Origin of the sequence: Porphyromonas endodontalis (assembly GCF_052173515.1) — a bacterium.
Lineage (GTDB): Bacteria > Bacteroidota > Bacteroidia > Bacteroidales > Porphyromonadaceae > Porphyromonas > Porphyromonas endodontalis_A.
In genome coordinates this window covers 1-26277 of record NZ_JBQMYL010000002.1, presented here as the reverse complement: position 1 = coordinate 26277, position 26277 = coordinate 1, and the positions used below count along the sequence as shown (strand labels likewise).

Sequence of the window (26277 nt, the reverse complement as noted above, 5' to 3'; positions counted from 1 at the left end):
TATTGGCGATTCTTTACTCAGCCGTTACGAGATAATATTGCTTCTTGCCTCGCTGTACTAATAGATAGCGACCGGCAATTAAATCACTGGCACTGACCGTAGCTTCTGTATCTGTAAGCTTCGTCTTATTCAGGCTCACGCCTCCTGATTTGATGAGCTTGCGAAGTTCTCCCTTTGAGGGGAAAATAGCAGCCCCCTCGGTAAAGAGATCTACCGCTTTGGGCTGAGTAGCCAGTGTATCGCGGGCAATTGTAAAGTGAGGTACCCCCTCCATCACAGAGAGAAGCATCTCCTCATCCAACGAGCGGAGCGCATCGGCCGTACCATTACCAAAGAGAATCTCGCTGGCGGATACTGCGGCATCGTAATCTTCGCGGCTGTGTACGAGTACCGTAAGTTCCTCGGCAAGACGACGCTGCAAGGGGCGGAGGTGTGCAGCCGCAGCCTGCTGTGCTACGAGATCTTCGATCTCTTCTTTTCCCAAGAAGGTGAAAATCTTGATGTAACGAGCAGCATCTTCGTCACTCACATTCAACCAGAATTGATAGAAAGCGTAAGGCGAAGTGTAACGACGGTCGAGCCAAACATTCCCCTTCTCGGTCTTGCCAAACTTACCTCCGTCTGCCTTGGTAATGAGGGGGCATGTAAGGGCGTAAGCCTCGCCTCCTTCGATACGGCGGATTAGCTCTGTACCTGTGGTGATATTCCCCCACTGATCGGAACCTCCCATCTGTAGGCGGCAATTCTCATGGCGGTAGAGGTATAAATAGTCGTAGCCCTGGAGCAACTGATACGAAAACTCTGTAAACGAAAGCCCCGAGCCTGCCGTCCCTTCGAGACGCTTCTTCACGGAGTCTTTGGCCATCATATAGTTAACGGTGATGTGCTTACCCACCTCGCGGATAAAGTCCAGGAAGCGCCATTCGCTCATCCAGTCGTAGTTATTGACCAACTTTGCGGCGTTGGGCTGCTCGCTGTCGAAGTCGAGGAATTTGGCAAGTTGCTTACCAATCGCCTCTTGATTGTGGCGCAAGGTCTCTAGAGAGAGAAGGTTGCGTTCGGCACTTTTCATCGAGGGGTCCCCAATCATCCCCGTAGCTCCACCTAAGAGAGCTATGGGGCGGTGCCCAAACCTCTGAAAGTGACGAAGCATCATCACTCCCACAAGGTGCCCTATGTGTAGCGAGTCTGCTGTCGGGTCAATCCCCACGTAGGCCGTAGAGAGTTCTTTAGAGAGTTGCTCCTCTGTCCCGGGCATGATATTGTGGAGCATCCCGCGCCACCTAAGTTCTTCTACAAAGTCGTTCATCGTCTATCAGGTTACTAAATACCGACTGCAAAGGTACGACTTCTCAGGCGACTCTCAACTGCTCTTCTCCCAATGTTAGGTGTACAATCTTCATCACACGGCGAGCCACAGTCTGGTAAAAGAGAGCTACATACCAAGGCATTTTCTTGAGGTGGATATTGTAGAAGTACTCTTGCTCAAAGCGAAGTTTTATGCCCCAATTGAGCAAGTCTCGCCCCGACTTGATACCCCATTTGAACTGCGCCTCGTACCCTTTCATATCACTATGTTGCTCGGTATGACGTGCCATGCGGGGAGACATGGCTTCAAAAATAAATTCCGACCGGGGGCAATGCTCTACTAAGGTAGCTAGGAGAGAGTGCACCTCTTCCTCTGTAAAATACATCAAAAGTCCCTCAGCAATAAAGAGTTTTGGGGCATCTTTGGGGAGGAGATCGAGCCAAGAGGGGTCGAGTATTGAGGCGGCTACAAAATGGAATCGCTCACTCTCTTCAAAGAAGTTTCTGCGCAAGTCTATACCCTCGGGCAGATCCAAATCAAACCAAGTAACCTTGCCATTATCCAAGCGGTGAAAGCGAGTATCCAATCCACAACCGAGGTTAACCACGAATCCATTGGGGTGCTTTTCTAGGAATTGCAGGGTGAGGCGATCCAGAATATCCGTACGCACAGCCACTCCCATTTGCGAGAGAATCGAGACCTCTCGCCTACCCTCAAAAAAGGGTTCAATACGATCTAATATCTCCACCGACTTAGGATCTCGAATAATCCCATGGGGTCGCTTGGTTTCGTTGTAGCGAGCACGAAGCGGTATAAGCATCGTCTCGGGTACCTTGGTTAGGTTGTTTTGTATCGCACTATTCATATACTTTATTTGTATCTCGTTCGGTCTGAGCTTAACCTCTTGCTCACCGGCCGGCAAGAGGCTCCCAGTATCTTTTTAGTTCTAGGGTTAGAAATCAGGCATTCTGAGCAGCTACCATACGCGTGAACTCTCCACCCTGTGCCAGGAGCTCCTCCGGAGCCCCCATCTCCACTACCTGCCCCTCCTTTATTACCACTATCTTATGAGCATGAGCCACCGTGCGCATACGATGGGCAATAATCAGCACTGTTTTATCTTTGATGAGGGCAGAGATCGCCGTCTGTATCTTCGATTCGTTCTCTACGTCGAGACTAGCGGTTGCCTCGTCCAGTAGTACGATGGGAGCATCTTTCAGCAAAGCACGTGCAATAGAGATGCGCTGACGCTCTCCACCCGAGAGGGTCTCTCCATTTTCTCCTATCTGCGTATCGTAGCCTTGGGGCATACGCTGTATAAACTCCTCACACTGCGCCAATCGCGCTACGCGGCGTACCTCTTCGTCGGAGGCATCTTTACGCCCTACGCGAATATTATCGGCAATAGAGGCATTGAATAGAAGCACATCTTGGAACACCACAGAGTAGTATTGCAACAGAGTCTCAGGGTCTATTTTGCTAATGTCTTCTCCGCCTAGGGTAATGCGTCCTTGGTCTACATCCCAAAAGCGAGCAGCCAACTTGGCCGTGGTGCTCTTACCGCCACCCGAGGGGCCAACAAGAGCCGTAACCTCACCTTGGCGAGCCACAAAAGAGACACCCCGAAGCACCTGTTTGCCGGTTTCGTAGGAAAATTCGACCCCATCAAAGGCTATATCAAACCCCTTGGGGTGGCACTCTTGCACTCCCGTCTGGATAGGCATTTGATCCATTTCGCGGAAACGATTGATACGCACATCCAAGTAAAGAAGGACGACAAAGTTATTCATCACCTCCATAATAGGGTTGTAGATAGAGGCAGAAACAATCAAGAAGATAAGATAGGTAAGCATAGGAATTGCACCATCTGCCAGTAGATAAGCCCCAACCAAGATAACGGATGCAATGCCCAATTTGAGGAGTATATGGGATAGATTGAGAGTACTCCCGGGCAAAGTTTCGCCTCGCATCAACTGTCGTTCGTAGGTTGTAATTGTCTCATCGAAGGTCTTGAGGTACTCCTCCTCGCCGTTATACGCTTTAATCTCCTGCACACTCTCCAACCCCTCTTGTATCTGCTGCGCGATCGAGAGGTTCGTACAATGTACCCTTTTGAGCTCACGCTCCATAGCTCGCTTAGAGAGGATCAGTACAAGCAGAGCCAGAGGCACGACCCAAAAGAGAGCCAAAGAGAGTTGCCAATTGTAGAAAAACAATCCTATGGTAATGAGGAGGATACTCCCAGCAGCAGCGAAGAGCTGAGGTACAGCGTGCGAGAAAACGTGCTCTATCTCGGAGCAATCTGCCATAATGGTAGAGGTGAGATCCGAGAGATTACGCTCGCCAAAGAACGCCAAAGGTAGCTTGCGAAGTTTCTCGGCAAGAGCGATACGACGCTCGGCACTCTCGGTATAAATCTTCGTATAGGTAGAAGCATACTGCCTAAAAGCAATAACAAAGATTACAAGAAAGCAAAGCAGGCCTATGAGGATATAGTAGCCCAAGCCATGGGAGGGAGTAGAGCCGGGGTGTATTAACGGATCAAGGTAATCCGTAAGGTAGAGAAAGAGATAAATTGCAGGGAGCATGAAGGCTAGGTTGAGCAACAACGACCACACAACAGCCTTAACAAAGGAGATAGCTCCATCACGGGTGAGGGCAAAACGATTTTGTATGAGGTGGATCATAATGATTTTGAGGATTAAAAGGTTAGATGGTCCAGTTGATAGAGCGGTTATATTCTTCCCACATTGAGCGGTACAACCCCTCCTGTTCCACGAGAGCTTGGTGCGTACCCTGCTGCACAAGGCGCCCCTCGTCAACCACTAAAATAGCATCAGCATCCACCACATTGGTTAGGCGATGGGCTATGAGAAGTACAGTCTTCCCCTTTGTTAGCTCAGCCAGAGCACGGCGAATCAATTGCTCGTTTTCGGGGTCGGCAAAAGCGGTGGCTTCATCCAAAACCACGATGGGAGCATCTTTGAGAAGGGCACGAGCAAGGATAATACGTTGTTGCTCTCCCCCGGAGAGATAAGTCCCCTCTACACCAATCCGAGTATCCAACCCCTGGGGGAGACGCTCTATAATCTCCCTACACTGGGCAAGATCGAGGGCGCGCCAGATCTGTTCTTCGGTAGCATTAGGGGTACCATACGTCACATTGTGGCGCAACGAAGAGTGAAAGAGTTTCCCATTTTGGAAAACAAAAGATACGGCATTCATAAGGTCGTGCGTAGCCACTTTGCGTACATCCACGCCCCCAATAGAAATACTCCCCTGCGCCACATCATAGAAGCGAGGGATAAGGCGGGCAATCGTACTCTTACCTCCTCCCGAGGGTCCTACCAAAGCATACGTTTTCCCCTCAGGTAGGGTAAAAGAGAGCTCCTGCACGGCAGGGGTATTAGCTCCGGAATAGGAGAAGGTAACGCCCTCGAAGGCAATACTATAAGAGGTTATCGGTTGTGGGTGCTCAGCTTCGGGGAGAGGGGCATCCTCCGTAAGAGCCTCCATGCGGCTGATCGCCTCCCCTGCCAAAAACATGCCATTCTGCAGAAACATTATCTTCATGATATTGCCGGAAATAACCGGCGTAATAAGGAGGAATAGGATCATATCGGCTATCACACCCCCATAGTTGCCCGTATTGTGAATCAAGATTATCGCCATCGGGATTAAGAAGAAGGCAATCGTATTAATCACCGCAGTATAAAACGACATGGGGTACTGCCAACGAAGGGTACACTTGGTCACAAGATCGCGATAGCAAATAATACTATCATAGAAGCGTTTGAAGGAGAAAACAGTCTGCTGAAAAACCTTGACAACAGGTATGCCCCGCACGTACTCCACCGCTTCGGTACTCATCCGCTCTTGAGCATCAAGATACTCCCTTTGGAAGTTCTGTTGCTTTGGATTCATCATGACTCCGAGGGTAGCAAAAGCCATTAAAATAGGGATCATACACGCCAAACCCAAGTGCCAATCCACAACAAAGAGCAAAACAAGCACCCCAACGGGCGAGAGGATACTCCCCACCAAGTCGGGCAAAAGATGGGCAATAAAGGTGTGCGTTTGAGACGAGTCTTCGTCGATAATTTTGCGTATACGCCCCGTGGTATGGGTATCGAAATAGCCCAAAGGCATCCGCATCAACCGCGCCAAAGCAGAGCGCCTCATGGAGCACTCTACCCGAAATGCCGCAACGTGCGAGAAGATGAGCGAGAGAAAACTAAGCAAAATAGCCAATGCGGCAGAGCCAAAAGCCCACCATGCAAGAGAGAAAACGCTATCCGGCTCTACCCCCTCGGGCACGACGAGCAACTGATGCACGATAAGCCAAACGAAGATAAAGGGAAGAAGGGAGACGAGCCCCGTCAGGCCCGACAGCACCAAGCTGATGGGAAGCAGGGGTCTACGGTTGCCCATATAGGCACCCAATCGCTGTAACACATTCATCTGTTTATGGTTATTATAGAATTTACTTGCATCTCAATTCGCGAGCAAAGGTAGAGCAGATGAACAGCGTTCACAATCCCCACTATTGGGGATTTTTTACTACGAACTCCCTACTTAAAAGTATTTCATGGCACAATATTGCTCCTCGTTCTCCTCGTTTGAGAGAGGAAAAGAGGCAATTAGTAGCCCTCTTCCTATTATTGCTGTCCGATAAAAGTTTTCCAGTGGGAGAAGATCCTCTTTAAGATAGTATGCAATGGCTATGGAGGAGCTCTCAAAGAAAAGCACATTGAGTGGAACCTTTCAGATGTTTTATAACGCGATTGATATGTTGTTTTTTTTTCCTAGATTTGCCTGCGGATGAGGGTTAAGCACGAGACAAGCTTTACCTTGTCTAGACTCAGGCAGTATTGTATGGTATAGATACTCTAGCTACAGGCATCTTTATGAAATATTAAATCAACTTTAATACGTAAATGAAAAGACAAACGCACTTATTCATGCTCCTACTGGCAATGCTATCCATTGTCGGGTGTCATAAGGAGCCAAGCTCTTCTCCCACAGTCACTCTTGCGGAAAGTGTCATACTAGATGATGCTCAGCTAGAACTCATCGAGGGAGAGCTATACAAGCTCTCGGTGACTATTCTTCCTAGCAATGCTACGGTACAGTACAGTAGCAGTGATGAGTCAGTAGCATATGTGGATAGGGGTACTATCTTTGCTATCAAGCCAGGCAAAGCTGTTATCACGATTGCCTCTGGGGCTATCAAAAAAGAGTGTCAAGTCTCTGTCGTCATAGCAGATCAGAGTAAGACATTCGCAAGGTTGCCGATACCTGAGTTTACCCTCCTAGGTGATCCCGACAAGGCTAACGTCTTCGCCTGGGAGGAAGCACACGGAGGGACGCATGAGCCACGCCTTAGCAAGACGGACGAGGCTACGGGACTGGAAACTATAGCTTTCAACGTAAATGACGAGACTATACGGCTACGTATATATACTATATCCTCACCTTCAGAAAAGAAACCTCCTGTAGTCAGTGAGATAGCTCTCTATGCTTCACCTATAGACTATGCCTTTGAGATAAAAGGCTCAGGAGCACGCCTAAATCGGGCACTTCGCAAGTTGATGACTCGAGAGGGGTACATCCTCAGCCATGTCACCTCGCTGGGAGCTTCGTATGTCAATCCTACTATATCAATGGGGGTAATCATTTCTCCAGCAAAGCATCCTGAGATAGGAGGGCTAGCTCTATTTAACTATAAGAGACTCTAACTAATTCACTCACCATAAAACATGTGTCATTATGAAAGACCTTAAGGTATACTTAGCAGTACTATGCGCTACGCTACTCCTTTTTACCAGTTGTGGTAAGGAGCAAGAGGCTCCACAGAGCTACTCTATCGACTTCGTCCAGAAGAAAGTCTCACTCACTAGGGGGCAAGAGGTACTCTTAGCTGTCAAAACAGAGCCCGAGCAGATCTCTCAAAAATTGCTCTGGAAGAGCCAAGACCCAACCATTGTGACCGTATCTGAAAACGGTATGGCAAAAGGACTCCAAGCGGGCAATACGATCGTAACTGTGCAAATCGAGGGTACAGACGCTAAAGCCTCTTGCCTTGTGTCTGTATCTAGCTCATCTTCAGGACAAGACCCAACGGTAACGATTACGCCTTCTAGTGCTCTACTCGCTCCAGGAGAGCAGATCCAGCTTGCAGCTACCATCGATCCAGCCTCCGAGGAGCATACTATAGAGTGGCTTGCCGAGAAGCCTGATATAGCTACTGTTGATGAGCACGGTTTGGTCACTGCAAAAGCTCCAGGCGAGACAATCGTACTCGCACGCCTCAAAGGCTCTAGCGTGACCGCAAGCTGTCTTATAGAGGTACGCCAGAAAGCGCAAGTGCAGCTGACGGCTGAGATAGCTCATAAACTCAAGATGGGCTATAGCCTGACACTTTCTGCCGCAATTGCTTCGGGCGAATCACTGCTCGTTGATGATGGCAGTGGGGAGAGAAAGGAGTATGCAGTGTCAAGAAATGCGTCCAATCCAACGATGCTAGATATACCCGTGAGAGGAGCTACCGTCAAGCTCTATGGAGCTCCGCTCTCATATCTATCTCTCGCGAGCAATAAGGCGATAGAGCGTATCTCTATCCCTCAGCCTGACATGCTCAAGGTGCTAAACCTACAGGACAATCAGCTCAAGGCTTTAGATTTCTCTGCTTTTCCAGCTCTGGAAGGGCTATCAATAGGCGGTAATTCATTTGAGGGTAAACTGAGCATAAACCTTCCGAAGCTTAAGATGTTACGTCTAGATCACAATAAGTTGACATCTCTAGAGCTACACACGCCAGCACTAGAGTCTCTCTATGCTGATCACCTAGCTCTAACGGCTCTAGAGCTACCAGCTACGATGTCCCATCTGAAGCTCCTAGAGGTACATCATAACAAGCTCTCTAAGGAGGCGACAACAGCTCTTGTGGCTAGTCTGCCTAAGCTTACTGGGCAGCGAGGCAAGTGTGTCATCCTAAATACTGAGTTACCTACACCCGAGGGTAATCGATTGGATAAGAATAGTGTCATACCTCTAGCTCGAAGTAAAGGATGGGCTCTCTATGACGGTAAGGTAGAGATCAAAGAAGAGGCGATCCAGAAGGATCCCCAGGGACTGAACATTAAGGACGTAGCTTACTTGGACTGGAGCAATGGATCTAAGGAGACTATCACTACTTGGGAGATGGCTCAAGGTGCTACCTACGATACAGGGGCTAGTGACACCGAGGACCCTGACTACCTACAGCTAGCTTTCAAGGGGAAGGCTGGTGGCGATGTCTTCAAGCGAGTCTATATTATAGAGGAGGGCAAACTAGTGCAGATTGAAGTCTTTGTCAAGCCTTTGGATCGCGTCTTAGTCCAGGAGAGTGGTGCCAAGCAGAGACTGAATAAAAACTTCTTAGACTCTCTAAAGGCCAACGGCTACACCACTCCTCAAGAGCGTAGCGCTAATCAATTTGTTTCGGACAATGCTACGCTACATAGCAAAGTGCTAATATATGAAGAGATGGAACAAGGCACTCAGGCCGCTAAGCTAACCTATTCACAGAAAAGATAATAGCCATGAAGCAGTACGTCAATCTATTTTGCAGAGCTCTATGCTTGAGCTTTCTGCTAGTCGCTTGTCAGGGTACTACCCCTCCGACAGATCCTGTGGATCCTATCCAGCCTCACAACTCTTATCCTGATAGTGAAGTCTTCGTCTCTCTCATTCCATACCCCTGCAATGAGTGGAGCGCTAGTAAAGAGGACGTTGAGGCTTGGGAGTACGCCCACGGAGGTACACTTAATCAGAAGAAGAGTGAGGAGTACTCAACTAGTCAAGACCTATTCCTATGGTACGATGTAGACTCTAAAGCTAACCCTGTCAGAGGGTATTACGTCAATCGTGCCAAGGGAGCTATGGATCAGGCTATCGGCTACTATGCGCCTTGCTCCCTCGTGGTTAGTGATGACGGAACTAAAGTTAACCCTGTCGTAGATAACCTCTTGACACAAAACGGCTATGAGTACACTGGACTAGCTGCTGAGGGATTCTTTCAATATACGAGTCCCAAAGTGGGTAAAGTCCTCCGTATAGCTCGTGTAGAGCTTGATGGGGAACAGTTAGCCTATGTAACTTACCACCGCAAGCCCTAACACTACATAGTAGGACGATAAAGGCAACAGCTCGACTGAAGGCTATTGAATAAAAGCGCCACCTTAGACTGAGTACGCTAGATGAGTTGCTTGACTATCTAAAATGTGGCTTGAGGCTGTTGCCGAAAAATCCACAGTACGTTCTTTTGATCCCTCTAGAAAAATCTAGAGGGATCTTTTTTTGTGTGGTGCAAAAGTCGGAGCTTTGCACACGTTCTGCGCTAGGTGAGGGTACTCCTTGCTACGAGGAACTATGTATCATATATAAGATAGCATAATGGACAAGAAACTAGAAGCGGCTGCGAGAGCTGATCATGCGCTCCCTCAGCCTGGTAAGATAGAGGTGCGACCCACTAAGTCGCACAATACACAGCAGGACCTGACGCTTGCCTACAGGCCTGGAGTGGCGGTGCCATGCAAGGATATAGAGGCCAATCCAGAGCTCGCCTACGACTACACGGCCAAGGGCAATCTCGTCGCCGTCATCTCCAACGGTACCGCTGTCCTAGGACTGGGCAATATCGGTGCTATGGAGGGCAAGGGGCTCCTCTTCAAGCAGATCAAGTAGAACTTCCCCTTAAAGTACTCCTATGGAGAGAGTGCTAATGCTATCAAGTTGCAGATTTGGATCACCTTGATAGCAAACCTCTTACTGATGATCCTGAAAAGAGGTCTGACGCGCTCATGGAGCTTCTCAGGCCTAGCGACTATGGTGCGGATTGTACTGATGTATTACGTAGATTTCTACAGCCTCTTCAATCACCCCGAAAAAGACTGGAAAATGTTGCTCAATCAATCTTCCAAATCGCCTCCAATAGCCTCTTTATTTGACCAGGGGGAGCTTGGAAAGCAAAATAGAAAGCTCAACCGATTCAATTCTACGGTTGAGTCCCCCTTGGTATGCCCTTTCTGACTTTTACCGGACAGCAATAATTTCCTATAAAGGGAAACAATGGGGAGAATGAAACGGACAAACGAAATCGGGGCTGCAGGCGAACCCACAACCCCGACTACTCTTAGGGAGGAAAGAGCGACGAAGGGAGCTTCCCAACGGGGAATTACAGTCCTCGTCCTCTTTCTATTGTCAATAGCTTCTTACTTCGTAACGAGTAAAACCATTGTTGCCTTACCACTCTTCACGAGGTACTTACCGGCTGCCACACCGGCGAGGTCGAGACGAGCTACGCCTGCCTCATTAGCCACGGTGCGAAGTACTTCTACGCCATCAAGCGAGAGGACCTGTACCATAGCCCCGGGCTCTACACCCGAGAGGGTAGTAGCTTCTGCTGCAGGATTCGGGTAGAGGAGTACCTCCGTAGCAGCAACCTCTTCGATAGCAGTATCCTTCGTAAAGGTAGCTGCTACCGTGGTGGCTGCCTGCACCACGAACTTCTTCGTGGCCGTGATATCCACACCGTTAGCCGTGAGCTTTGCCAATTTGTAGCCACCATCTGGTTTTACTGTTACCGTAACCATTGTACCATACGCTACAGAACCATTCTGTGAGAGTGTGACCTTACCATTCTTCATATTTGGATCAATCGTGATTTGGTAAGCAGGAGCAGCACCCTTCTTGATCTCGCACGTAGTATCCGCAAGAGACTTTCCGTCAAGGCTGATAGTACCCCCATCCACAACAGCACCAAGGGGAGAGTAGATATAGGCATTCTCAAGCCCCAACGTATTAAAGCCCTGAATCAACAGATAGCCGGGCTTAATATTAGTAAGCGTAGCATTAAGAAAATCCAATGATATCTCTTTATTCTGCATGCCCGTATAGATACAGGGACCATCACTTTGTATCTTGAGATTAATATCACTAATAATTAGCTGATCATCTTCTTTTTCGGATTGATCCCAAATACCGGAATACTCAGCTCCTGTACCGGGATATAACGCAAGAGAGGGATTATCTCTTTCCCCTACAAAAACAGGGCTTTCTGCGTCTCTCGTTAGGAAACAATCCGCAGCTTCGGTAGTAATCTTATTTGCTCCTATACACACTACTCTGAGGTAGGTAGAGGGGTGATTAGACAAAATCCCAATATTTTCCCCAGCGAAAGCAATGGTAGCATCCTTGAGGGTTAGGGTGTGCTGCTTGGCATTATATTCAACTTCCCCGGAACTAACAAAGGAGGAATTCTCAGATTTCAAAACATTCTTATACTTGCGTAACCTGTTACCTCCAATCGTGATGGGGTAGTAAGGAGTGACCAAAACCCAATGTTCCTTTACAAGAGTACCGGCATCAGCTCCGGAAGCATACACAATATCTCCATTCTCATACTTCACGTCCCGATCAGGGAAAGCAGCTGTGAGAGCATGCGTTGTAGTTTTATTGACATCAATTTCCTTATGATCTGCTCCCTCTTCTACAGAGAAGTACTGTCCGATATCGGCAATAGAGCCACTCTTGCCCCAAGCCTCCAGGGCTCCTCCATTAGAGATGATTATACCTGTGTTGTTTTCATCATAATTGCCTGCAACTCCATAATACTCATCGGATCTAACATCTACCAAGCAATTGTTTATGTAGAGATCTCGATTTTTATCTATCAGAATGCCGACACTACCATCTTTACTGGTACGAACTATTAGTTCAGCACCTTGCCCTACTCCCGTAATGGTCATGTTAGATTCTAGACCTTCTATTACAGGCTTATCCTCCTCAGAGGATAAGAGGAAACACTCCCCTACTACTTCTATCGTAAGGTTAAAAATCCCCTCCACATAGATGCCCCGTACATCCATATTACTTTTAAGATTTGTGAGGCGAAGGGTTTTGGTTGTATGATTCCAAGACCAAGAGCCATTCCAATTTTTCTCATTGTCGAGATCGTGTCCGGATTGATTCCCCGAAGCATCCTCATCCACAGGAATACTCTTGCCCAACACTGTAAGCTTTTGCGCCAATGACGTGTAGGAGGTCCCTACCAGCCCTAGTAACGCTAAAGCGATGGAGACTATATATAGCCCCCCTTTGTGTACCATTTTTTTCATATCTTTCTTCGTTTTGTGTCTTGCCCTCTTTTTCTCCTTTTGTCACGTGCTCTCACTCAAAGAGAAGAGCGGACAAGACGGGTTTATTTTCTTTTCTCTACTGCTATACTATCGTTTTATTACTACTTCCTATTCTATGACTCTTTTGTCTCTATCCCCTTTCCTCTGAAAGAGCGCCCTAAATCGTTGCAAAAGACAACCACTGCAAAGAGGAGGCTTGGGAGCAAGCTCCGAATGCCTTGGAGCGGATGGCGCTCTCGGCTGTAGCTTACTCCCCCATTGCCCCTCTTCACGTCGGACGAACTCCGCTTCGATCATCTCGTGTATAGTACCGAGAAGATCCATGCGGTCTTCATGGATTCTAAGGTTTTGCTCCCGACGCTCTCCGGAACGATTTGTGCTTTTCGTTATCATAAATTGCCTCCTTACTCTCTCTCTTGAAAAATGGAAGACTTATTTTCTTCTACACTAAACTTTCTATCCTGAGCCCCTCATGGGCTCTATTTTCTACGGGCAAAAGTACCCACATCTCGCGAGAAAAATCTTGCAAAATCGGTCAAAAACATTGCAAAATCTTGCATTCTTCATATTGACCCATATTGCAAAATCGGTCATAACAACCTCGCAATTCACTGTACTATAAGAATTTAGCAGTGACAGGTTTAAAAGAAATTTCAGACTCCGGCGAAAGCTCCTCCCCAAGAGAGAAGAACACCCCCTCGCGGAATGAAAAAGAGTTTGCTCGGTGAAAAATTTTTTGTTTCCACCCAAAATGCGCACCCATTTTTGCCTGAAAAATAAAAAAGTTTCAGGTAAAGAGAAGACTACTTTCTAGCCCAAAAAAAGAGTGAACATAGGCAAGCATTTTCTAGATTCCCCTTTTCAGCGAAAAGAATGTGGACTAAGAGCGTGTGGAGAATGGCATCCCCTATTGAGCCGTGGAAGAAAAGGCGGAGACCCCATCAAGAGGCAGTGGAAGAAAAAATCAGGACCATAGGTGAACCCACAACCCCGACTTTTTAGAGGAGGAAAAAGAGGAAATACGTCTCCACCTCCTCGCCTCAAGTGATAGCTAAAAGAGCAGAAACAGAAGAGGGGCACGGCCTACCCTCCTTCGTATGGAGTGTATAACCATGCCCCTCTTTTTACTGGGGAAATATATCTTCTTCTCCCGTAGGCCCCTCTCGCTTACGAGAGAAGGTCTAGCAAAAAGAAGTGATAAGCGGATTACTCAGCCGTCTCAGTAGCAGCCTCAGCAGCTACCTCTTCTACGAACTCGGGGTCATGCCCGGTTTCTTCTCGGGCAGCCTTAGCGCGTTCATAGTCTTCACGACGCATTACCACCATGCCATTAAACGCCCGTAAGCCCGTACCTGCAGGGATAAGATGACCACAGATTACGTTTTCTTTGAGACCGAGCAAATCGTCTACCTTAGCGTTAATAGCAGCCTCGTTGAGCACCTTTGTTGTCTCCTGGAACGAAGCAGCGGACATAAAGCTCTTCGTCTGCAAGGCAGCACGCGTGATACCTTGGAGTACTTGGCGACTGGTCGCAGGCACAGCTTCGCGTACGCGCATCGGCGTCAAATCGCGGCGTTGGAGCGAACTATTTTCGTCTCGAACGGCAGAGGCAGGAATAAGAGCTCCTGCACGATATTTTTCTGAATCGCCGGCATCTTCTACCACATTCATACCCCAGAGGCGGTCGTTCTCTTCTTGGACGTCCTGCTTGTCGACCATCTGCTTCTCAAGGAAGAGAGAGTCTCCCGGCTCCATGATTTCGACCTTACGCATCATCTGGCGCACAATTACTTCGAAGTGCTTATCGTTAATACCTACGTTCTGCTTACGATATACGCCTTGGATCTCATTTACAATATACTCTTGGAGAGCCGTCGGACCCTTGATCGCGAGAATGTCACTCGGTGTTACCGCCCCATCGGAGAGAGGAGTACCGGCACGCACTACATCGCCATTCTGTACCAAGATATGCTTTGCTGTAGGGATAAGATATTTACGGACTTCTCCCAAACGGCTTGTAACTGAGACTTCGCGGTTGTTACGCTTGATCTTACCAATCTCTACCACACCATCAATTTCGGAGAGGATAGCAGGATTAGACGGATTACGAGCCTCAAATAGCTCCGTTACTCGGGGAAGACCTCCCGTGATGTCGCCGGCACTTGCCAGCACACGAGGTATCTTGTAGAGCTCATCACCCGGATTCACCTGCATCTTACCCTTAGTCTTAGGATTGAAGGTAAGACGACAGCCGGCAGGGAGAGAGTAAAGTTTCTCTGTACCTGTGGCAGGATCGATGATCTTTAACTCGGGGAGTTTGCTCTTTTCCTTGGACTCAATAACCATCACGTCGTGGTAACCCGAAGTAGCATCGACCGTATCCTTGTAGTTAACACCCTCTTCGAGGTTTACATACTCAAGGGTACCGGCAGTTTCTGCCACTACTACGGAGTTGAAAGGATCCCACTCAGCAAGGGTTTGCCCCTTTACTACCTTATCGCCAGTCTTGCAATGAAGCTTCGAACCATACTGGAGGTCGTAGGTCTTCAAAAGGTTGTGCGACTCGGGATGATAGAGGAAGATTTCTGACTCTCGGCTGGCAATCACACGATAGTCTTGACCGGGGATTACAATAGCACGGAGGTCCGGGCTCAATTCTACGATAGCCTCTTCTTCCTTAACCACAATCGAACGGTTTGTATTTTCGCTACCGGCAACCCCACCCGCATGGAATGTACGGAGAGTCAGCTGTGTACCGGGTTCACCGATGGACTGAGCTGCAATTACCCCCACTACTTCCCCAATCTGAACGGGACGGTGCGTAGCGAGGTTGCGGCCGTAGCACTTGGCACAAACGCCATAGCGCGAGTCGCACGTCAATACCGAGCGAATCTCTACACTCTTGATGTTGGCAGCCTTAATTTGCTCAGCCTCTTGTTCGCGGATCTCTTCGCCGGCAGCCACAATAAGCTTGCGGTTGGGGTCTGTATAATCGTTCGTATTATAGATATCTTGTACAGAGGTACGCCCAATGATGCGAGACTCGAGAGAAGCCACTTCGTTGTCGCTTTCGTCTACCACGGCAGAGACTTCGATACCACGGAGGGTACCACAATCTTCTTCGTTAATGATCACATCATGAGAAACATCCACCAAACGACGAGTAAGGTAACCGGCATCGGCAGTCTTAAGAGCCGTATCCGCAAGACCCTTACGAGCACCGTGGGTAGAGATAAAGTACTCTTGTACAGAAAGTCCTTCGAGGAAGTTCGAAGTAATAGGGTTCTCAATAACAGCCCCACCTTCACTACCACTCTTCTGAGGCTTAGCCATAAGACCACGAAGCCCAGCCAACTGACGGATCTGCTCCTTAGAACCACGGGCTCCGGAGTCGAGCATCATATAGATACTATTGAAGCCGTCGTTGTCTTTTTTGAAGCCCTCCATCACCAAATTGGAGAGGAGATCGGTAGCTTCATTCCAGATAGCCACAACTTTGTTGTAGCGCGTCTGATTATCGATTTCCCCCATACGGTTCTGTTCGATAATACTATCTGCCTCAGCCGTAGCCTCTGTGATAATTCTCTTCTTCTCGGCAGGGATAAGCACATCCTGGAGGTTAAAGGAAAGACCGCCAAGGAACGCCATACGATAACCGAGGTTCTTTATGTCGTCAAGGAACTGAGCTGTGCGAGCAACTCCGCAGACCTTGAGCACATCTTTAATGATCCTCTTGAGAGACTTCTTCCCGAGGAGTTCGTTGATATAACCAACCTCATTGGGGACAAGGTCGTTGAACATAAGTCGCCCAACCGAGGTCTCTACAACATCACGTTGAGGCTCTCCATCCACAATTCTTGCATTGGGCACCATTACCTTAATGGGCTTATGGATATCTATACGCCCATTGTCGTAAGCGATATAGGCCTCTTGTGCACTATAGAAAATGGAGGGGATACGTTTCTTGTCAATAACCTGCTGCTCAAGCTCTTGCTCTTGAGGAGTCAAGCTGCGGAACTTAGAAATGTAGTAAAGCCCGAGCACCATATCTTGCGAAGGCACGGTAATAGGCTCACCACTAGCAGGATTGAGGATATTGTGAGAAGCCAACATTAGAAGTTGAGCTTCGGCAATAGCTTCATTACCCAAGGGGAGGTGAACAGCCATTTGGTCGCCGTCAAAGTCGGCATTAAAGGCGGCACACGAGAGAGGAGGTAGCTGAATAGCCTTACCCTCGATCAACTTGGGTTGGAAAGCTTGGATACCAAGACGGTGAAGCGTCGGGGCACGGTTGAGAAGTACAGGATGCCCTTTGATTACGTTTTCGACAATCTCCCAAATAACAGGATCACGACGATCGACAATCTTTTTCGCACTTTTCTCTGTCTTTACAATCCCGCGCTCGATAAGCTTGCGCATCACAAACGGCTTGTAAAGCTCAGCTGCCATATCCTTGGGCAGACCGCATTCGTTCATCTTCAACTCAGGGCCTACGACAATAACCGAACGCGCAGAATAGTCTACACGCTTACCGAGAAGGTTTTGACGGAAACGCCCTTGCTTACCCTTAAGGCTATCTGAGAGAGACTTGAGAGCACGTCCCTGATCACTCTTGAGAGCGCTGGTTTTGCGCGAATTATCGAACAAAGCATCCACAGCCTCCTGCAACATACGCTTTTCGTTACGCATGATCACTTCGGGCGCATTTGCCTCAATCATACGTCCCAAACGGTTGTTTCGCGTGATGACACGGATGTAAAGGTCGTTGAGATCCGAGGTGGCAAAACGCCCTCCATCCAAAGGCATAAGAGGACGAAGATCGGGAGGAATTACAGGGATTACCTTAAGCACCATCCACTCCGGACGATTGATTCCTGCCGAAGCGCGGAAGGCTTCCACCACGGGAAGACGCTTGAGAGCCTCGGCTTTCTTCTGCTGAGAAGTAGCTGTTTGTGCTATGTTGCGCAAGTCGTCTGCGAGAGCATCAAGGTCGATATTGGCTAGCAAATCGTAGATAGCCTCGGCACCCGACTTTGCGATAAACTTATTCGGATCCGAGTTCTCCAAGCTGTCATTGCCAGGGAAGTCCTCGTAGATACGATCGCAGAACTGCTCGTAATGCTCATTCTTTAGAAGCTGCTTTGCTTCTAGATACTTGGGGCATTCTTGCGAATTAACGGGGTGGGACTCGGGAGCCTCTCCTTCGGGAACTGCAAAGACACCGGGCTGTATTACCACGTAACGATCGTAGTAAATGATAGACTCAAGCTCCTTGGAAGAGAACCCTAGTAGATATGCAATTTTATTGGGGATGGAGCGAGAGTACCAAACATGTACCACGGGCACCTTGAGAGCAATGTGCCCCATACGCTCGCGGCGAACCATCTTTTGGGTCACCTCAACACCGCATCGGTCGCACGTAATTCCACGATACTTATTGCCTTTGTACTTACCACAATGGCATTCGTAATCTTTTACCGGACCAAAGATACGCTCACAGTAAAGCCCATCACGCTCGGGCTTGAGCGTGCGGTAACTTACCGTTTCGTGCTTTGTGACTTCCCCATAAGAGTTCTCCAGAATCTGCTCAGGAGATGCCAATGACACTCTGATCTTGGAGAAGTTTGTCTTTAACTTATTATCCTTTCTAAAAGCCATATATATAGAAACGTTGAGCGTTTAGATTAATCCAGAGAAAGGCTCAAACCGAGGCCTTTTAGCTCGTTCATCAACACATTGAGAGACTCGGGGATACCGGGAGTAGGCATAGGAGTTCCCTTTACGATTGCCTCATAGGCACGTGAGCGACCGATTGTATCATCACTCTTAATCGTGAGAATTTCTTGTAGGATGTGGGCCGCACCAAAGGCTTCGAGGGCCCAAACTTCCATTTCTCCGAAACGCTGTCCCCCGAATTGGGCCTTACCCCCAAGAGGTTGTTGTGTAACCAAAGAGTAGGGACCAATAGAGCGAGCGTGCATCTTGTCGTCGACCATGTGGCCTAACTTCAAGAAGTAAGTTACCCCTACCGTAGCACGTTGCTTGAAGGGCTCTCCCGTACCACCATCGTAGAGCTGCGTCTTAGCACCGGGATCAATCCCAGCCTCCTTAATGTACTCTTCAATGTCTTCGGGTGAAGCCCCATCAAATACAGGAGAAGCAAAGCGCTTGCCCAACTTGCGTCCGGCACGAGCCAACACAGCTTCGAAGAGCTGACCAAGGTTCATACGAGAGGGCACCCCTAGAGGGTTAAGACAGATATCCACCGGAGTACCATCTTCGAGGAAAGGCATGTCTTCTTGACGTACAATCTTAGATACAATACCCTTATTACCATGGCGCCCTGCCATCTTGTCTCCCACTTGGATCTTACGCTTCTTGGCGATATAAACCTTTGCAGTCTGTACGATGCCGCTAGCAAGTTCGTCTCCGATTGTTTCGTCTTGAATACGACGACGGAACTCTGCTTCCAACTCCTTATCCTTACGGATGTAATTGGCGATAAGGATGGTGATAAGTTCGTTTGTATGGGCGTCTTCCGTCCAGTTGCTGCTCTTAATGTTGCTATACTCGTCAATACTTTCGAGCATGGTGCGGTTAAACTTCTTACCGGCAGCAATGATCTCAAGAGAAGCAAAGTCCTCTACAAGATTGGATGTATGCCCGTCGGTAAGCTTGAGCAACTTATCGATAAAGACTTTACGAAGCTGTTCTTTCTTTTTGCTGTACTCGCCTTCGATACGCTCTGTGATCTCTTTGATGTCCTTGCGCTTCTTATCCAAATTCTTGGAGAAGAGCTTGGTATCAATAACGACCCCGCGCAATGAGGGAGAAGCTTTGAGGGAAGCATCCTTTACATCGCTCGCCTTATCGCCAAAGATGGCACGGAGAAGACGCTCTTCCGGAGTGGGATCCGATTCGCCCTTGGGGGTTATCTTACCCACGAGAATGTCCCCGGGAACGATATGCGCACCAATACGCACAATCCCGTTTTCTGCCAAATCCTTTGTGGCATCTTCGCTCACGTTGGGGATGTCGCTCGTAAGCTCTTCAAGACCTCGTTTGGTCTCACGCACTTCGAGTTGTTGCTCTTCTACGTGTACCGAGGTGAAGAAGTCTTCGCGCACGATTCGCTCGTTAAGCACGATAGCATCCTCGTAGTTGTATCCCTTCCAAGGCATGTAAGCAACAAGGATATTACGCCCAAGAGCCAATTCTCCATTCTGAGTTGCATAGCCCTCGGTGAGGATATCGCCCTTTTCCACACGATCGCCCTTACGACAGATAGGCTTGAGGTCAATCGTTGTACTTTGGTTCGTCTTGCGGTATTTGGGGAGAGGATAGGTAACAACAGGTTCTTCAAAGCTTACGAAAAGCTCCTCATCGGTCTTGTCGTAACGAACCTTGATTTGATCTGCATCCACGTAGATAACCTCGCCGGCTCCTTCTGCCATAACTTGCGTACGAGAGTCGCGAACCAATTTGCCTTCCACCCCGGTACCTACGATAGGAGCCTCGGGTTGGATGAGGGGCACTGCCTGGCGCATCATGTTAGATCCCATGAGTGCACGGTTGGCGTCGTCGTGCTCCAAGAAAGGAATCAACGAAGCAGCAATAGAGGCGATCTGCGAAGGAGAAACGTCCATCAGGTGCACCTGATTAGGAGCAACGATGGGGAAGTCCGCAGCGTAGCGTGACTTTACTTTGTCGCGAACGAAGGTTCCATCAAGATTAAGCGGTGCATTACCCTGAGCAACGTTCATTTCTTCTTCTTCCTCTGCCGTGTAGTACTTAAGCCCTTCGTCCGAGAAATCAACTTTTCCATCCTTAACGGCACGATAGGGCGTCTCTATGAATCCAAGACTATTAACCTTGGCATAAACACAAAGAGAGGAGATAAGACCGATGTTCGGACCTTCCGGAGTCTCAATAGGACACAAACGGCCATAGTGAGTATAGTGAACGTCTCGAACGGCGAAGCCTGCGCGCTCTCGAGTAAGACCGCCAGGTCCAAGAGCTGAGAGACGACGCTTATGAGTAATCTCGGCAAGCGGGTTCGTTTGATCCATGAACTGAGAGAGCTGATTGGTACCAAAGAAGGAACTCACTACCGAGCTAATAGTCTTGGCATTAACAAGGTCTGTAGGACCGAACACTTCGTTATCTCGTACATTCATACGCTCACGAACGGTACGAGCCATACGAGCTAGTCCCACTCCGAATTGGGCGGCAAGCTGCTCACCCACCGTACGAACACGACGATTAGAAAGGTGGTCAATATCATCAACGTTAGCACCCGTTGTTGCTAATAACAAAAGGTGGTTAACAATGGAAACAATATCCTCTTTGGTAAGCACACGAACATCGGGATCAACATCCAAATTGAGCTTGGAATTGATGCGGTAACGCCCTACATCCCCAAGATCGTAACGCTTATCAGAGAAGAATAGATTATTGAAGGATTCCTTAGCCGTAAGGTCATCCGGAGCGATTACACTGCGCTGGATGAGGTAGAACTGTCTCCAAGCTTCAACTTCGGAGATCGTACTATCCTTACTCAAAGTCTGCACAAGCAGATTGATAACATTGCTATTATCAGACTCCTTAAAGAGCAATACGTCGGGAATTGTGAGTCGCTCTTCTTGCAACTTCTGGATTTCTTCCACGACCTCTTCGGTAAGGAGCGTGTCTCTTTCCACACGAAGTTCGTAACGCATCTGCGCTGTCACTTCTCCGGCAGCGGCGTCCAGAGACTCTTCTTCTAAATTGCGGACTCCGATGCGTTCTGCCACACGTCGTCCGATATAGTTCTTAAGTTTCGATGTCTCTACAACCTCTCCAATCCCAAAGGCACTCCAGATATCACGGTCGGAGCTATAGCCAATAGCACGCAAAAGAGTAGCTACGGGCACCTTCTTCTTACGATCTATATAAGCATAGAGAACGTTGTTGGGGTCGGTTGCAATTTCGATCCAAGTTCCGCGGAAGGGGATGATACGAGCCGAGAAGGTACGCACACCCGAAGGGAGGATATTGGAGCTAAAGAAAACACCGGGAGAGCGATGAAGCTGAGATACCACTACACGCTCTGCACCATTGATCACAAAGGTGCCACTCGGTGTCATATAGGGGATAGGCCCGAGATACACGTCCTTGACTTGTGTTTCGAAGTCTACGTGCTCAGGGTCATTACAAGAGAGCTTGAGTTTTGCTTTAAGGGGAACACTGTAAGTGAGCCCTCGGCTAATACACTCCTCGATAGAATACTTAGGAGGGTCTACACAATAGTCTATAAACTCGAGAGTAAAGCTATTGCGTGTGTCTTTTATAGGAAAGTTTTCGGCAAATACCTTGTACAACCCTTCTTGTTTTCTGCATTCTGTAGCAGTCTGCAGCTGGAAGAAGTCTTGAAACGACTTAAGCTGCACTTCCAAGAAATCGGGATAGGGCAATGTATTCTGTATCTTGGAAAAATTCTCTCTGATAGTATCAGTAGTATTAGCCATCTGTTGCTAGATTATTGATTCTCTACGAGTAGGTGGAAAAAGACAAGAAAAGGTCGAGAACTCCTGCAAGCAGGGTTCTCAACCATTGATTACCTGATAATCAGGCAGTAAGGGGAATTACTTCAATTCTACTTCTGCACCAGCTTCTTCGAGAGCAGCCTTCATTGCATCAGCAGTAGCCTTGTCTACACCTTCTTTGAGGGTAGCAGGAGCAGCATCTACGATATCTTTAGCTTCCTTGAGGCCAAGACCGCAGTGTTCCTTTACAGCCTTAACAACTTGGAGCTTAGCAGAACCGAAGCTCTTAAGAACCACGTCGAACGAGGTCTTTTCTTCAGCTTCAGCAGCACCAGTAGCACCGGGAGCAGCAGCTACAGCTACAGCAGCGGCAGCGGGTTCGATACCGTATTCTTCCTTAAGAACGTTAGCCAATTCACTTACTTCTTTTACAGTAAGGTTAACGAGGGTTTCAGCAATTGCTTTAATATCTGCCATTGTAGTATGAATGGATTATTCGTTGATTTCTTTGTTATTACTTATCTTTCTTCCAAGGTCTTAAGAACACCATGGATCGTCTGACCAGCGCCCTGGAGGGCTGAGATCAGGTTCTTAGCAGGCGACTGCAAGAGGGCAACCACTTCTGCCACGAGCTCTTCTTTGCTCTTGATAGAAACAAGAGCTTCGAGGTTCTCTGGGCCAAGGTAGATGCTTTCTTGTGCATAAGCAGCCTTGAGAGCGGGCTTACCGAGTTCTTTGTTAGCCTTAGCAAACTCCTTGATAATGCGAGCAGGTGCATTAGCATTCTGCGTAAACATTACACAAGTATTGCCCTTGAGCGCACCATATAGCTCTGCAAAGTCAGTCTCGCTTTCGGCGAGAGCCTTGCGCATAAGGGTATTCTTAACTACGACAAGCTTAACGTTTTCTTTATTACATACAGCGCGAAGCTCAGCAGTTTTCACTGCATCGAGAGCTTCGATGTCTGCAAGATAAAAGTGGGGATATTGAGCCAAATAGTCTGAGAGCTTCTCAACTACGGTACCTTTTACTTCCTTTCTCATCTTTAGAATCTCTTATTAAAGGTCTACTGATTTAGGATCGATCTTGATACCAGCACTCATCGTGCTAGAGATATGAATGCTCTTGAGATAGGTACCCTTAGCGGAGGATGGCTTGAGACGAATGATCGTATTGATAAACTCGCGTGCATTATCCTTAATCTGTTCGGGGGTGAAAGACACCTTACCTACAGAGGTATGAATGATACCACTCTTGTCTACCTTAAAATCGATCTTCCCTGCCTTCACTTCGCGTACAGCATTACCAATCTCGTTCGTTACTGTACCACTCTTAGGGTTTGGCATCAAACCGCGGGGACCAAGCACACGACCGAGAGCACCAATCTTACCCATTACAGAGGGCATTGTGATGATCACGTCGATGTCTGTCCAGCCACCCTTGATCTTATCAATATATTCATCGAGTCCAACATAGTCGGCACCAGCAGCTTGTGCTTCGGCTTCCTTGTCGGGTGTACACAACGCTAGAACGCGTACTTCTTTACCGGTACCATGAGGGAGGGTTACCACCCCACGTACCATTTGATTAGCCTTACGAGGATCTACACCAAGACGAATATCAATGTCTACAGAGGCATTGAACTTCGTGAAAGTGATCTCCTTAACCAATGATGATGCCTCATCAAGGGTATAGAGCTTCCCGGGTTCAATCTTCTCGGCAGCCAACTTTTGCTTTTTGCTTAGTTTACTCATGTCTTACAATTGAATCTTATAGTTGTTCGGGAAAATCACCTTTGATAGCAATACCCATACTGCGAGCTGTACCGGCAACCATACGCATGGCAGCCTCAATAGAGAAGCAGTTTAGGTCTGTCATCTTGTCTTGGGCTATCGTCTTAACCTGCTCCCAAGTGATCTCAGCCACCTTGTTTCGGTTAGGCTCTGCACTACCCGTCTTAGCCTTGGAGACTTCGAGGAGCTGTACAGCCACAGGAGGAGTCTTAACGATAAAGTCGAAAGACTTGTCGGCATAGTAAGTAATTACTACAGGGAGTACCTTACCGGCCTTGTCTTGCGTTCTGGCATTGAATTGCTTACAAAACTCCATGATGTTAATCCCCTTGGCACCAAGTGCTGGGCCAACAGGAGGTGAAGGATTTGCAGCCCCACCTTTAATTTGCAATTTGATTTGTCCTGCAATTTCTTTTGCCATTGTCTTAATGTCTTATCTATGAATAAAACAGTTTTGCACACGTTGCTAGTAGATTCTATCTCCTTGTTGGAAGCTCAAGGGCAATAGACTCTAGAGAGCAAATACTCGTAACAGGTTACTCCTTTTCAACTTGTGCGTAGCCAAGCTCTAGTGGAGTCTTTCTACCGAAAATCTTCACCATCACCTTGAGCTTTTTCTTTTCTGATAATATCTCTTCTATCGTAGCAGAGAAGCCCACGAAGGCTCCATCTATGATCTTCACGCTCTCTCCGAGCACGAACTGCATATCCACAACATCGGGACCTTCGTTCGTCGTATCTACCTCGTGGAGGAGTTTCTCCACTTCGGCCAAGCTGAGAGGGCTAGGATTGTCATTACCAAGGAAGCCAATAACGTCGGGCAAGTCGCGAAGGGCATTGATAAGCAACTGACTCATCATGCACTCAATAAGCACATAACCCGAAAGATAAGGACGCTCTATAATAACCTTTTTGGTCTTACGCTGCGTCATCACCTTCTCGGTTGGCACTACAACCCGAAACACTCTCTGAGAAATGGTAGAGGGGTCAGGAAGAGACATCTCACGCTCGATCGTCTCTTTTACCTTCTTCTCTTTCCCAGATATAGCACGAAGCACATAAAAGCGCTTCTCGTTACTTTCTTCAATCATACAACAATAAACTTACACAGCACGAATGCTCTGCTTATCGCTTTAGTCTACTCTGATTAGATAATCAACTTGTAGATCTGTTCCATCCCGAAGTTGAATACCGTATCAACAGCAAAGATACAGACAGCAATAATCACGGAGGCAATCATAACCACCACCGCACTGTTTGTCAGTTCACTTCTGGTAGGCCAAGACACCTTGTGCGCCAATTCATTGTAAGAATCTTTGAAGGCCTTTCCGATCTTGCTAAAAAACTTCATATACTACGATATTAGCACGGGTTGAGAGGCTCGAACTCCCGACACCTGGTTTTGGAGACCAGTGCTCTACCAACTGAGCTAAACCCGTATCCTTAAAAGAAGAGCACCCTCCTCCATCGAGAGTCTTAAGAGATCACTCAAAAGGATAAGTGCCCTTCTTATTATGTACACCTCTACACTCTTCTAAAGAGAGCCAAAAGAGGAGGAAGAATTAGTCTTCGATAAGTTCTGTAATCTGACCTGCACCTACCGTACGACCACCTTCACGGATAGCGAAGCGGAGACCTACGCTACATGCTACAGGAGCGATAAGCTTAACGTCGATCGTTACGTTGTCACCAGGCATTACCATATCAACGCCTTCGGGAAGGTTGATTTCACCCGTAACGTCAAGGGTACGGATGTAGAACTGAGGACGATAGTGGCGCATGAAAGGAGTGTGGCGACCACCTTCTTCTTTCTTCAAGATATAAACCTCAGCCTTGAAGTGATCGTGAGGCTTAACCTGTCCGGGGTGAGCGAGCACCATACCACGCTTGATTTCATCCTTATCCACACCACGGAGGAGGAGACCTACGTTGTCACCAGCTTCACCTTGATCAAGGAGCTTGCGGAACATTTCCACACCTGTAACAACAGTCTTCTTACCTTCAGCACCGAGACCGATCATCTGAACTTCGTCATTCACGTGAATAACACCGGTTTCGATACGACCCGTAGCTACAGTACCACGACCTGTGATAGAGAACACGTCTTCTACAGGCATAAGGAATGGCTTATCCACATCACGAGGAGGCAGAGGAATCCAAGTATCTACAGCTTCCATTAGTTCCATAATCTTGGCAACCCATTTAGGATCTCCGTTGAGAGCACCAAGAGCAGAGCCACGGATGATAGGAGTATTATCGCCATCGTAGTCATAGAAACTGAGAAGCTCACGCATGTCCATTTCTACGAGTTCAAGCATTTCTTCGTCTTCAACGAGGTCACACTTGTTCAAGAACACAACGATACGAGGAACGTTTACCTGACGAGCGAGAAGCACGTGCTCACGAGTCTGGGGCATAGGACCATCAGTAGCAGCAACTACGATGATAGCACCGTCCATCTGAGCAGCACC

18 protein-coding genes, 1 tRNA gene and 2 pseudogenes are annotated in these 26277 nt (G+C 48.0%); 5 read left to right on the top strand and 16 right to left on the bottom strand.

Features of this window, described 5'->3' with window-relative positions; all coding sequences use genetic code 11:
• Positions 1-13 precede the first annotated feature (13 nt).
• The 4 genes from tyrS to ACTTHR_RS01070 all read right to left on the bottom strand — a co-directional run bounded on the left by tyrS (position 14) and on the right by ACTTHR_RS01070 (position 5770).
• Positions 14-1309: a tyrosine--tRNA ligase gene (tyrS, locus tag ACTTHR_RS01085; protein WP_442604867.1), complete on the bottom strand. Its 1296-nt coding sequence runs from the start codon at positions 1307-1309 to the stop codon at positions 14-16.
• Between the two features lie 43 nt (positions 1310-1352).
• Positions 1353-2174, bottom strand: coding sequence for a class I SAM-dependent methyltransferase (locus tag ACTTHR_RS01080; protein ID WP_442604866.1), 822 nt, complete (start codon positions 2172-2174; stop codon positions 1353-1355).
• A gap of 94 nt (positions 2175-2268) precedes the next feature.
• Complete coding sequence (locus ACTTHR_RS01075) at positions 2269-3996, bottom strand: ABC transporter ATP-binding protein (protein WP_442604865.1); 1728 nt, start codon at positions 3994-3996, stop codon at positions 2269-2271.
• 22 nt (positions 3997-4018) lie between these two features.
• Entirely contained in the window at positions 4019-5770 is a 1752-nt protein-coding gene (locus tag ACTTHR_RS01070) for an ABC transporter ATP-binding protein (protein ID WP_442604864.1), read from the bottom strand.
• 476 nt (positions 5771-6246) lie between these two features.
• Here ACTTHR_RS01070 and ACTTHR_RS01065 point away from each other — a divergent pair, with 476 nt between their 5' ends.
• The 5 genes and pseudogenes from ACTTHR_RS01065 to ACTTHR_RS01045 form a co-directional block, all read left to right on the top strand.
• Positions 6247-7047, top strand: coding sequence for an Ig-like domain-containing protein (locus tag ACTTHR_RS01065; RefSeq protein ID WP_442604863.1), 801 nt, complete (start codon positions 6247-6249; stop codon positions 7045-7047).
• A 31-nt stretch (positions 7048-7078) separates the two neighbouring features.
• Entirely contained in the window at positions 7079-8887 is a 1809-nt protein-coding gene (locus ACTTHR_RS01060) for an Ig-like domain-containing protein (protein ID WP_442604862.1), read from the top strand.
• Between the two features lie 5 nt (positions 8888-8892).
• On the top strand, positions 8893-9468 hold the full coding sequence (locus ACTTHR_RS01055; protein WP_442604861.1) for a hypothetical protein: 576 nt from the start codon (positions 8893-8895) through the stop codon (positions 9466-9468).
• A 277-nt stretch (positions 9469-9745) separates the two neighbouring features.
• Positions 9746-10024, top strand: a pseudogene (locus ACTTHR_RS01050) (NADP-dependent malic enzyme); the annotation flags it as partial.
• A pseudogene (locus ACTTHR_RS01045) lies at positions 10013-10297 on the top strand (IS4 family transposase); the annotation flags it as partial. The pseudogenes ACTTHR_RS01050 and ACTTHR_RS01045, both read left to right, overlap by 12 nt.
• A gap of 266 nt (positions 10298-10563) precedes the next feature.
• Here the strand turns inward: ACTTHR_RS01045 and ACTTHR_RS01040 are convergent.
• From ACTTHR_RS01040 to tuf, 12 genes are all read right to left on the bottom strand, one after another.
• Complete coding sequence (locus ACTTHR_RS01040) at positions 10564-12468, bottom strand: InlB B-repeat-containing protein (RefSeq protein ID WP_442604860.1); 1905 nt, start codon at positions 12466-12468, stop codon at positions 10564-10566.
• A 129-nt stretch (positions 12469-12597) separates the two neighbouring features.
• Positions 12598-12882 (bottom strand): hypothetical protein, encoded by a 285-nt coding sequence (locus ACTTHR_RS01035; RefSeq protein WP_442604859.1) that lies wholly within the window; start codon positions 12880-12882, stop codon positions 12598-12600.
• 813 nt (positions 12883-13695) lie between these two features.
• Positions 13696-18147, bottom strand: coding sequence for a DNA-directed RNA polymerase subunit beta' (gene rpoC, locus ACTTHR_RS01030; RefSeq protein ID WP_442604858.1), 4452 nt, complete (start codon positions 18145-18147; stop codon positions 13696-13698).
• Between the two features lie 26 nt (positions 18148-18173).
• On the bottom strand, positions 18174-21995 hold the full coding sequence (rpoB, locus tag ACTTHR_RS01025) for a DNA-directed RNA polymerase subunit beta (protein WP_442604857.1): 3822 nt from the start codon (positions 21993-21995) through the stop codon (positions 18174-18176).
• Between the two features lie 117 nt (positions 21996-22112).
• Positions 22113-22490 (bottom strand): 50S ribosomal protein L7/L12, encoded by a 378-nt coding sequence (gene rplL, locus ACTTHR_RS01020; RefSeq protein WP_442604856.1) that lies wholly within the window; start codon positions 22488-22490, stop codon positions 22113-22115.
• Between the two features lie 41 nt (positions 22491-22531).
• Positions 22532-23056 carry a 50S ribosomal protein L10 gene (rplJ, locus tag ACTTHR_RS01015; RefSeq protein WP_004335325.1) on the bottom strand — a complete coding sequence of 175 codons (525 nt, stop codon included), beginning with the start codon at positions 23054-23056 and terminating at the stop codon, positions 22532-22534.
• Positions 23057-23071: 15 nt separating this feature from the next.
• Entirely contained in the window at positions 23072-23767 is a 696-nt protein-coding gene (gene rplA, locus ACTTHR_RS01010; RefSeq protein WP_304284828.1) for a 50S ribosomal protein L1, read from the bottom strand.
• A gap of 16 nt (positions 23768-23783) precedes the next feature.
• Positions 23784-24227 (bottom strand): 50S ribosomal protein L11, encoded by a 444-nt coding sequence (rplK, locus tag ACTTHR_RS01005; protein WP_004335256.1) that lies wholly within the window; start codon positions 24225-24227, stop codon positions 23784-23786.
• Positions 24228-24342: 115 nt separating this feature from the next.
• Positions 24343-24897: a transcription termination/antitermination protein NusG gene (nusG, locus tag ACTTHR_RS01000; protein ID WP_442604855.1), complete on the bottom strand. Its 555-nt coding sequence runs from the start codon at positions 24895-24897 to the stop codon at positions 24343-24345.
• A 56-nt stretch (positions 24898-24953) separates the two neighbouring features.
• Positions 24954-25157, bottom strand: coding sequence for a preprotein translocase subunit SecE (gene secE, locus ACTTHR_RS00995; RefSeq protein WP_004335266.1), 204 nt, complete (start codon positions 25155-25157; stop codon positions 24954-24956).
• A gap of 15 nt (positions 25158-25172) precedes the next feature.
• Positions 25173-25245, bottom strand: a tRNA-Trp gene (locus ACTTHR_RS00990).
• A 123-nt stretch (positions 25246-25368) separates the two neighbouring features.
• The coding region (gene tuf / locus ACTTHR_RS00985) for an elongation factor Tu (RefSeq protein ID WP_442604854.1) at positions 25369-26277 on the bottom strand (909 nt) is incomplete at its 5' end.

Bases quoted from the DNA above. Each gene is read 5' to 3' on its own strand.
- tyrS (WP_442604867.1), bottom strand. From the start codon at position 1,309: ATGAACGACTTTGTAGAAGAACTTAGGTGGCGCGGGATGCTCCACAAT.
- ACTTHR_RS01080 (WP_442604866.1), bottom strand. From the start codon at position 2,174: ATGAATAGTGCGATACAAAACAACCTAACCAAGGTACCCGAGACGATG.
- ACTTHR_RS01075 (WP_442604865.1), bottom strand. From the start codon at position 3,996: ATGATCCACCTCATACAAAATCGTTTTGCCCTCACCCGTGATGGAGCT.
- ACTTHR_RS01070 (WP_442604864.1), bottom strand. From the start codon at position 5,770: ATGAATGTGTTACAGCGATTGGGTGCCTATATGGGCAACCGTAGACCC.
- ACTTHR_RS01065 (WP_442604863.1), top strand. From the start codon at position 6,247: ATGAAAAGACAAACGCACTTATTCATGCTCCTACTGGCAATGCTATCC.
- ACTTHR_RS01060 (WP_442604862.1), top strand. From the start codon at position 7,079: ATGAAAGACCTTAAGGTATACTTAGCAGTACTATGCGCTACGCTACTC.
- ACTTHR_RS01055 (WP_442604861.1), top strand. From the start codon at position 8,893: ATGAAGCAGTACGTCAATCTATTTTGCAGAGCTCTATGCTTGAGCTTT.
- ACTTHR_RS01040 (WP_442604860.1), bottom strand. From the start codon at position 12,468: ATGAAAAAAATGGTACACAAAGGGGGGCTATATATAGTCTCCATCGCT.
- ACTTHR_RS01035 (WP_442604859.1), bottom strand. From the start codon at position 12,882: ATGATAACGAAAAGCACAAATCGTTCCGGAGAGCGTCGGGAGCAAAAC.
- rpoC (WP_442604858.1), bottom strand. From the start codon at position 18,147: ATGGCTTTTAGAAAGGATAATAAGTTAAAGACAAACTTCTCCAAGATC.
- rpoB (WP_442604857.1), bottom strand. From the start codon at position 21,995: ATGGCTAATACTACTGATACTATCAGAGAGAATTTTTCCAAGATACAG.
- rplL (WP_442604856.1), bottom strand. From the start codon at position 22,490: ATGGCAGATATTAAAGCAATTGCTGAAACCCTCGTTAACCTTACTGTA.
- rplJ (WP_004335325.1), bottom strand. From the start codon at position 23,056: ATGAGAAAGGAAGTAAAAGGTACCGTAGTTGAGAAGCTCTCAGACTAT.
- rplA (WP_304284828.1), bottom strand. From the start codon at position 23,767: ATGAGTAAACTAAGCAAAAAGCAAAAGTTGGCTGCCGAGAAGATTGAA.
- rplK (WP_004335256.1), bottom strand. From the start codon at position 24,227: ATGGCAAAAGAAATTGCAGGACAAATCAAATTGCAAATTAAAGGTGGG.
- nusG (WP_442604855.1), bottom strand. From the start codon at position 24,897: ATGATTGAAGAAAGTAACGAGAAGCGCTTTTATGTGCTTCGTGCTATA.
- secE (WP_004335266.1), bottom strand. From the start codon at position 25,157: ATGAAGTTTTTTAGCAAGATCGGAAAGGCCTTCAAAGATTCTTACAAT.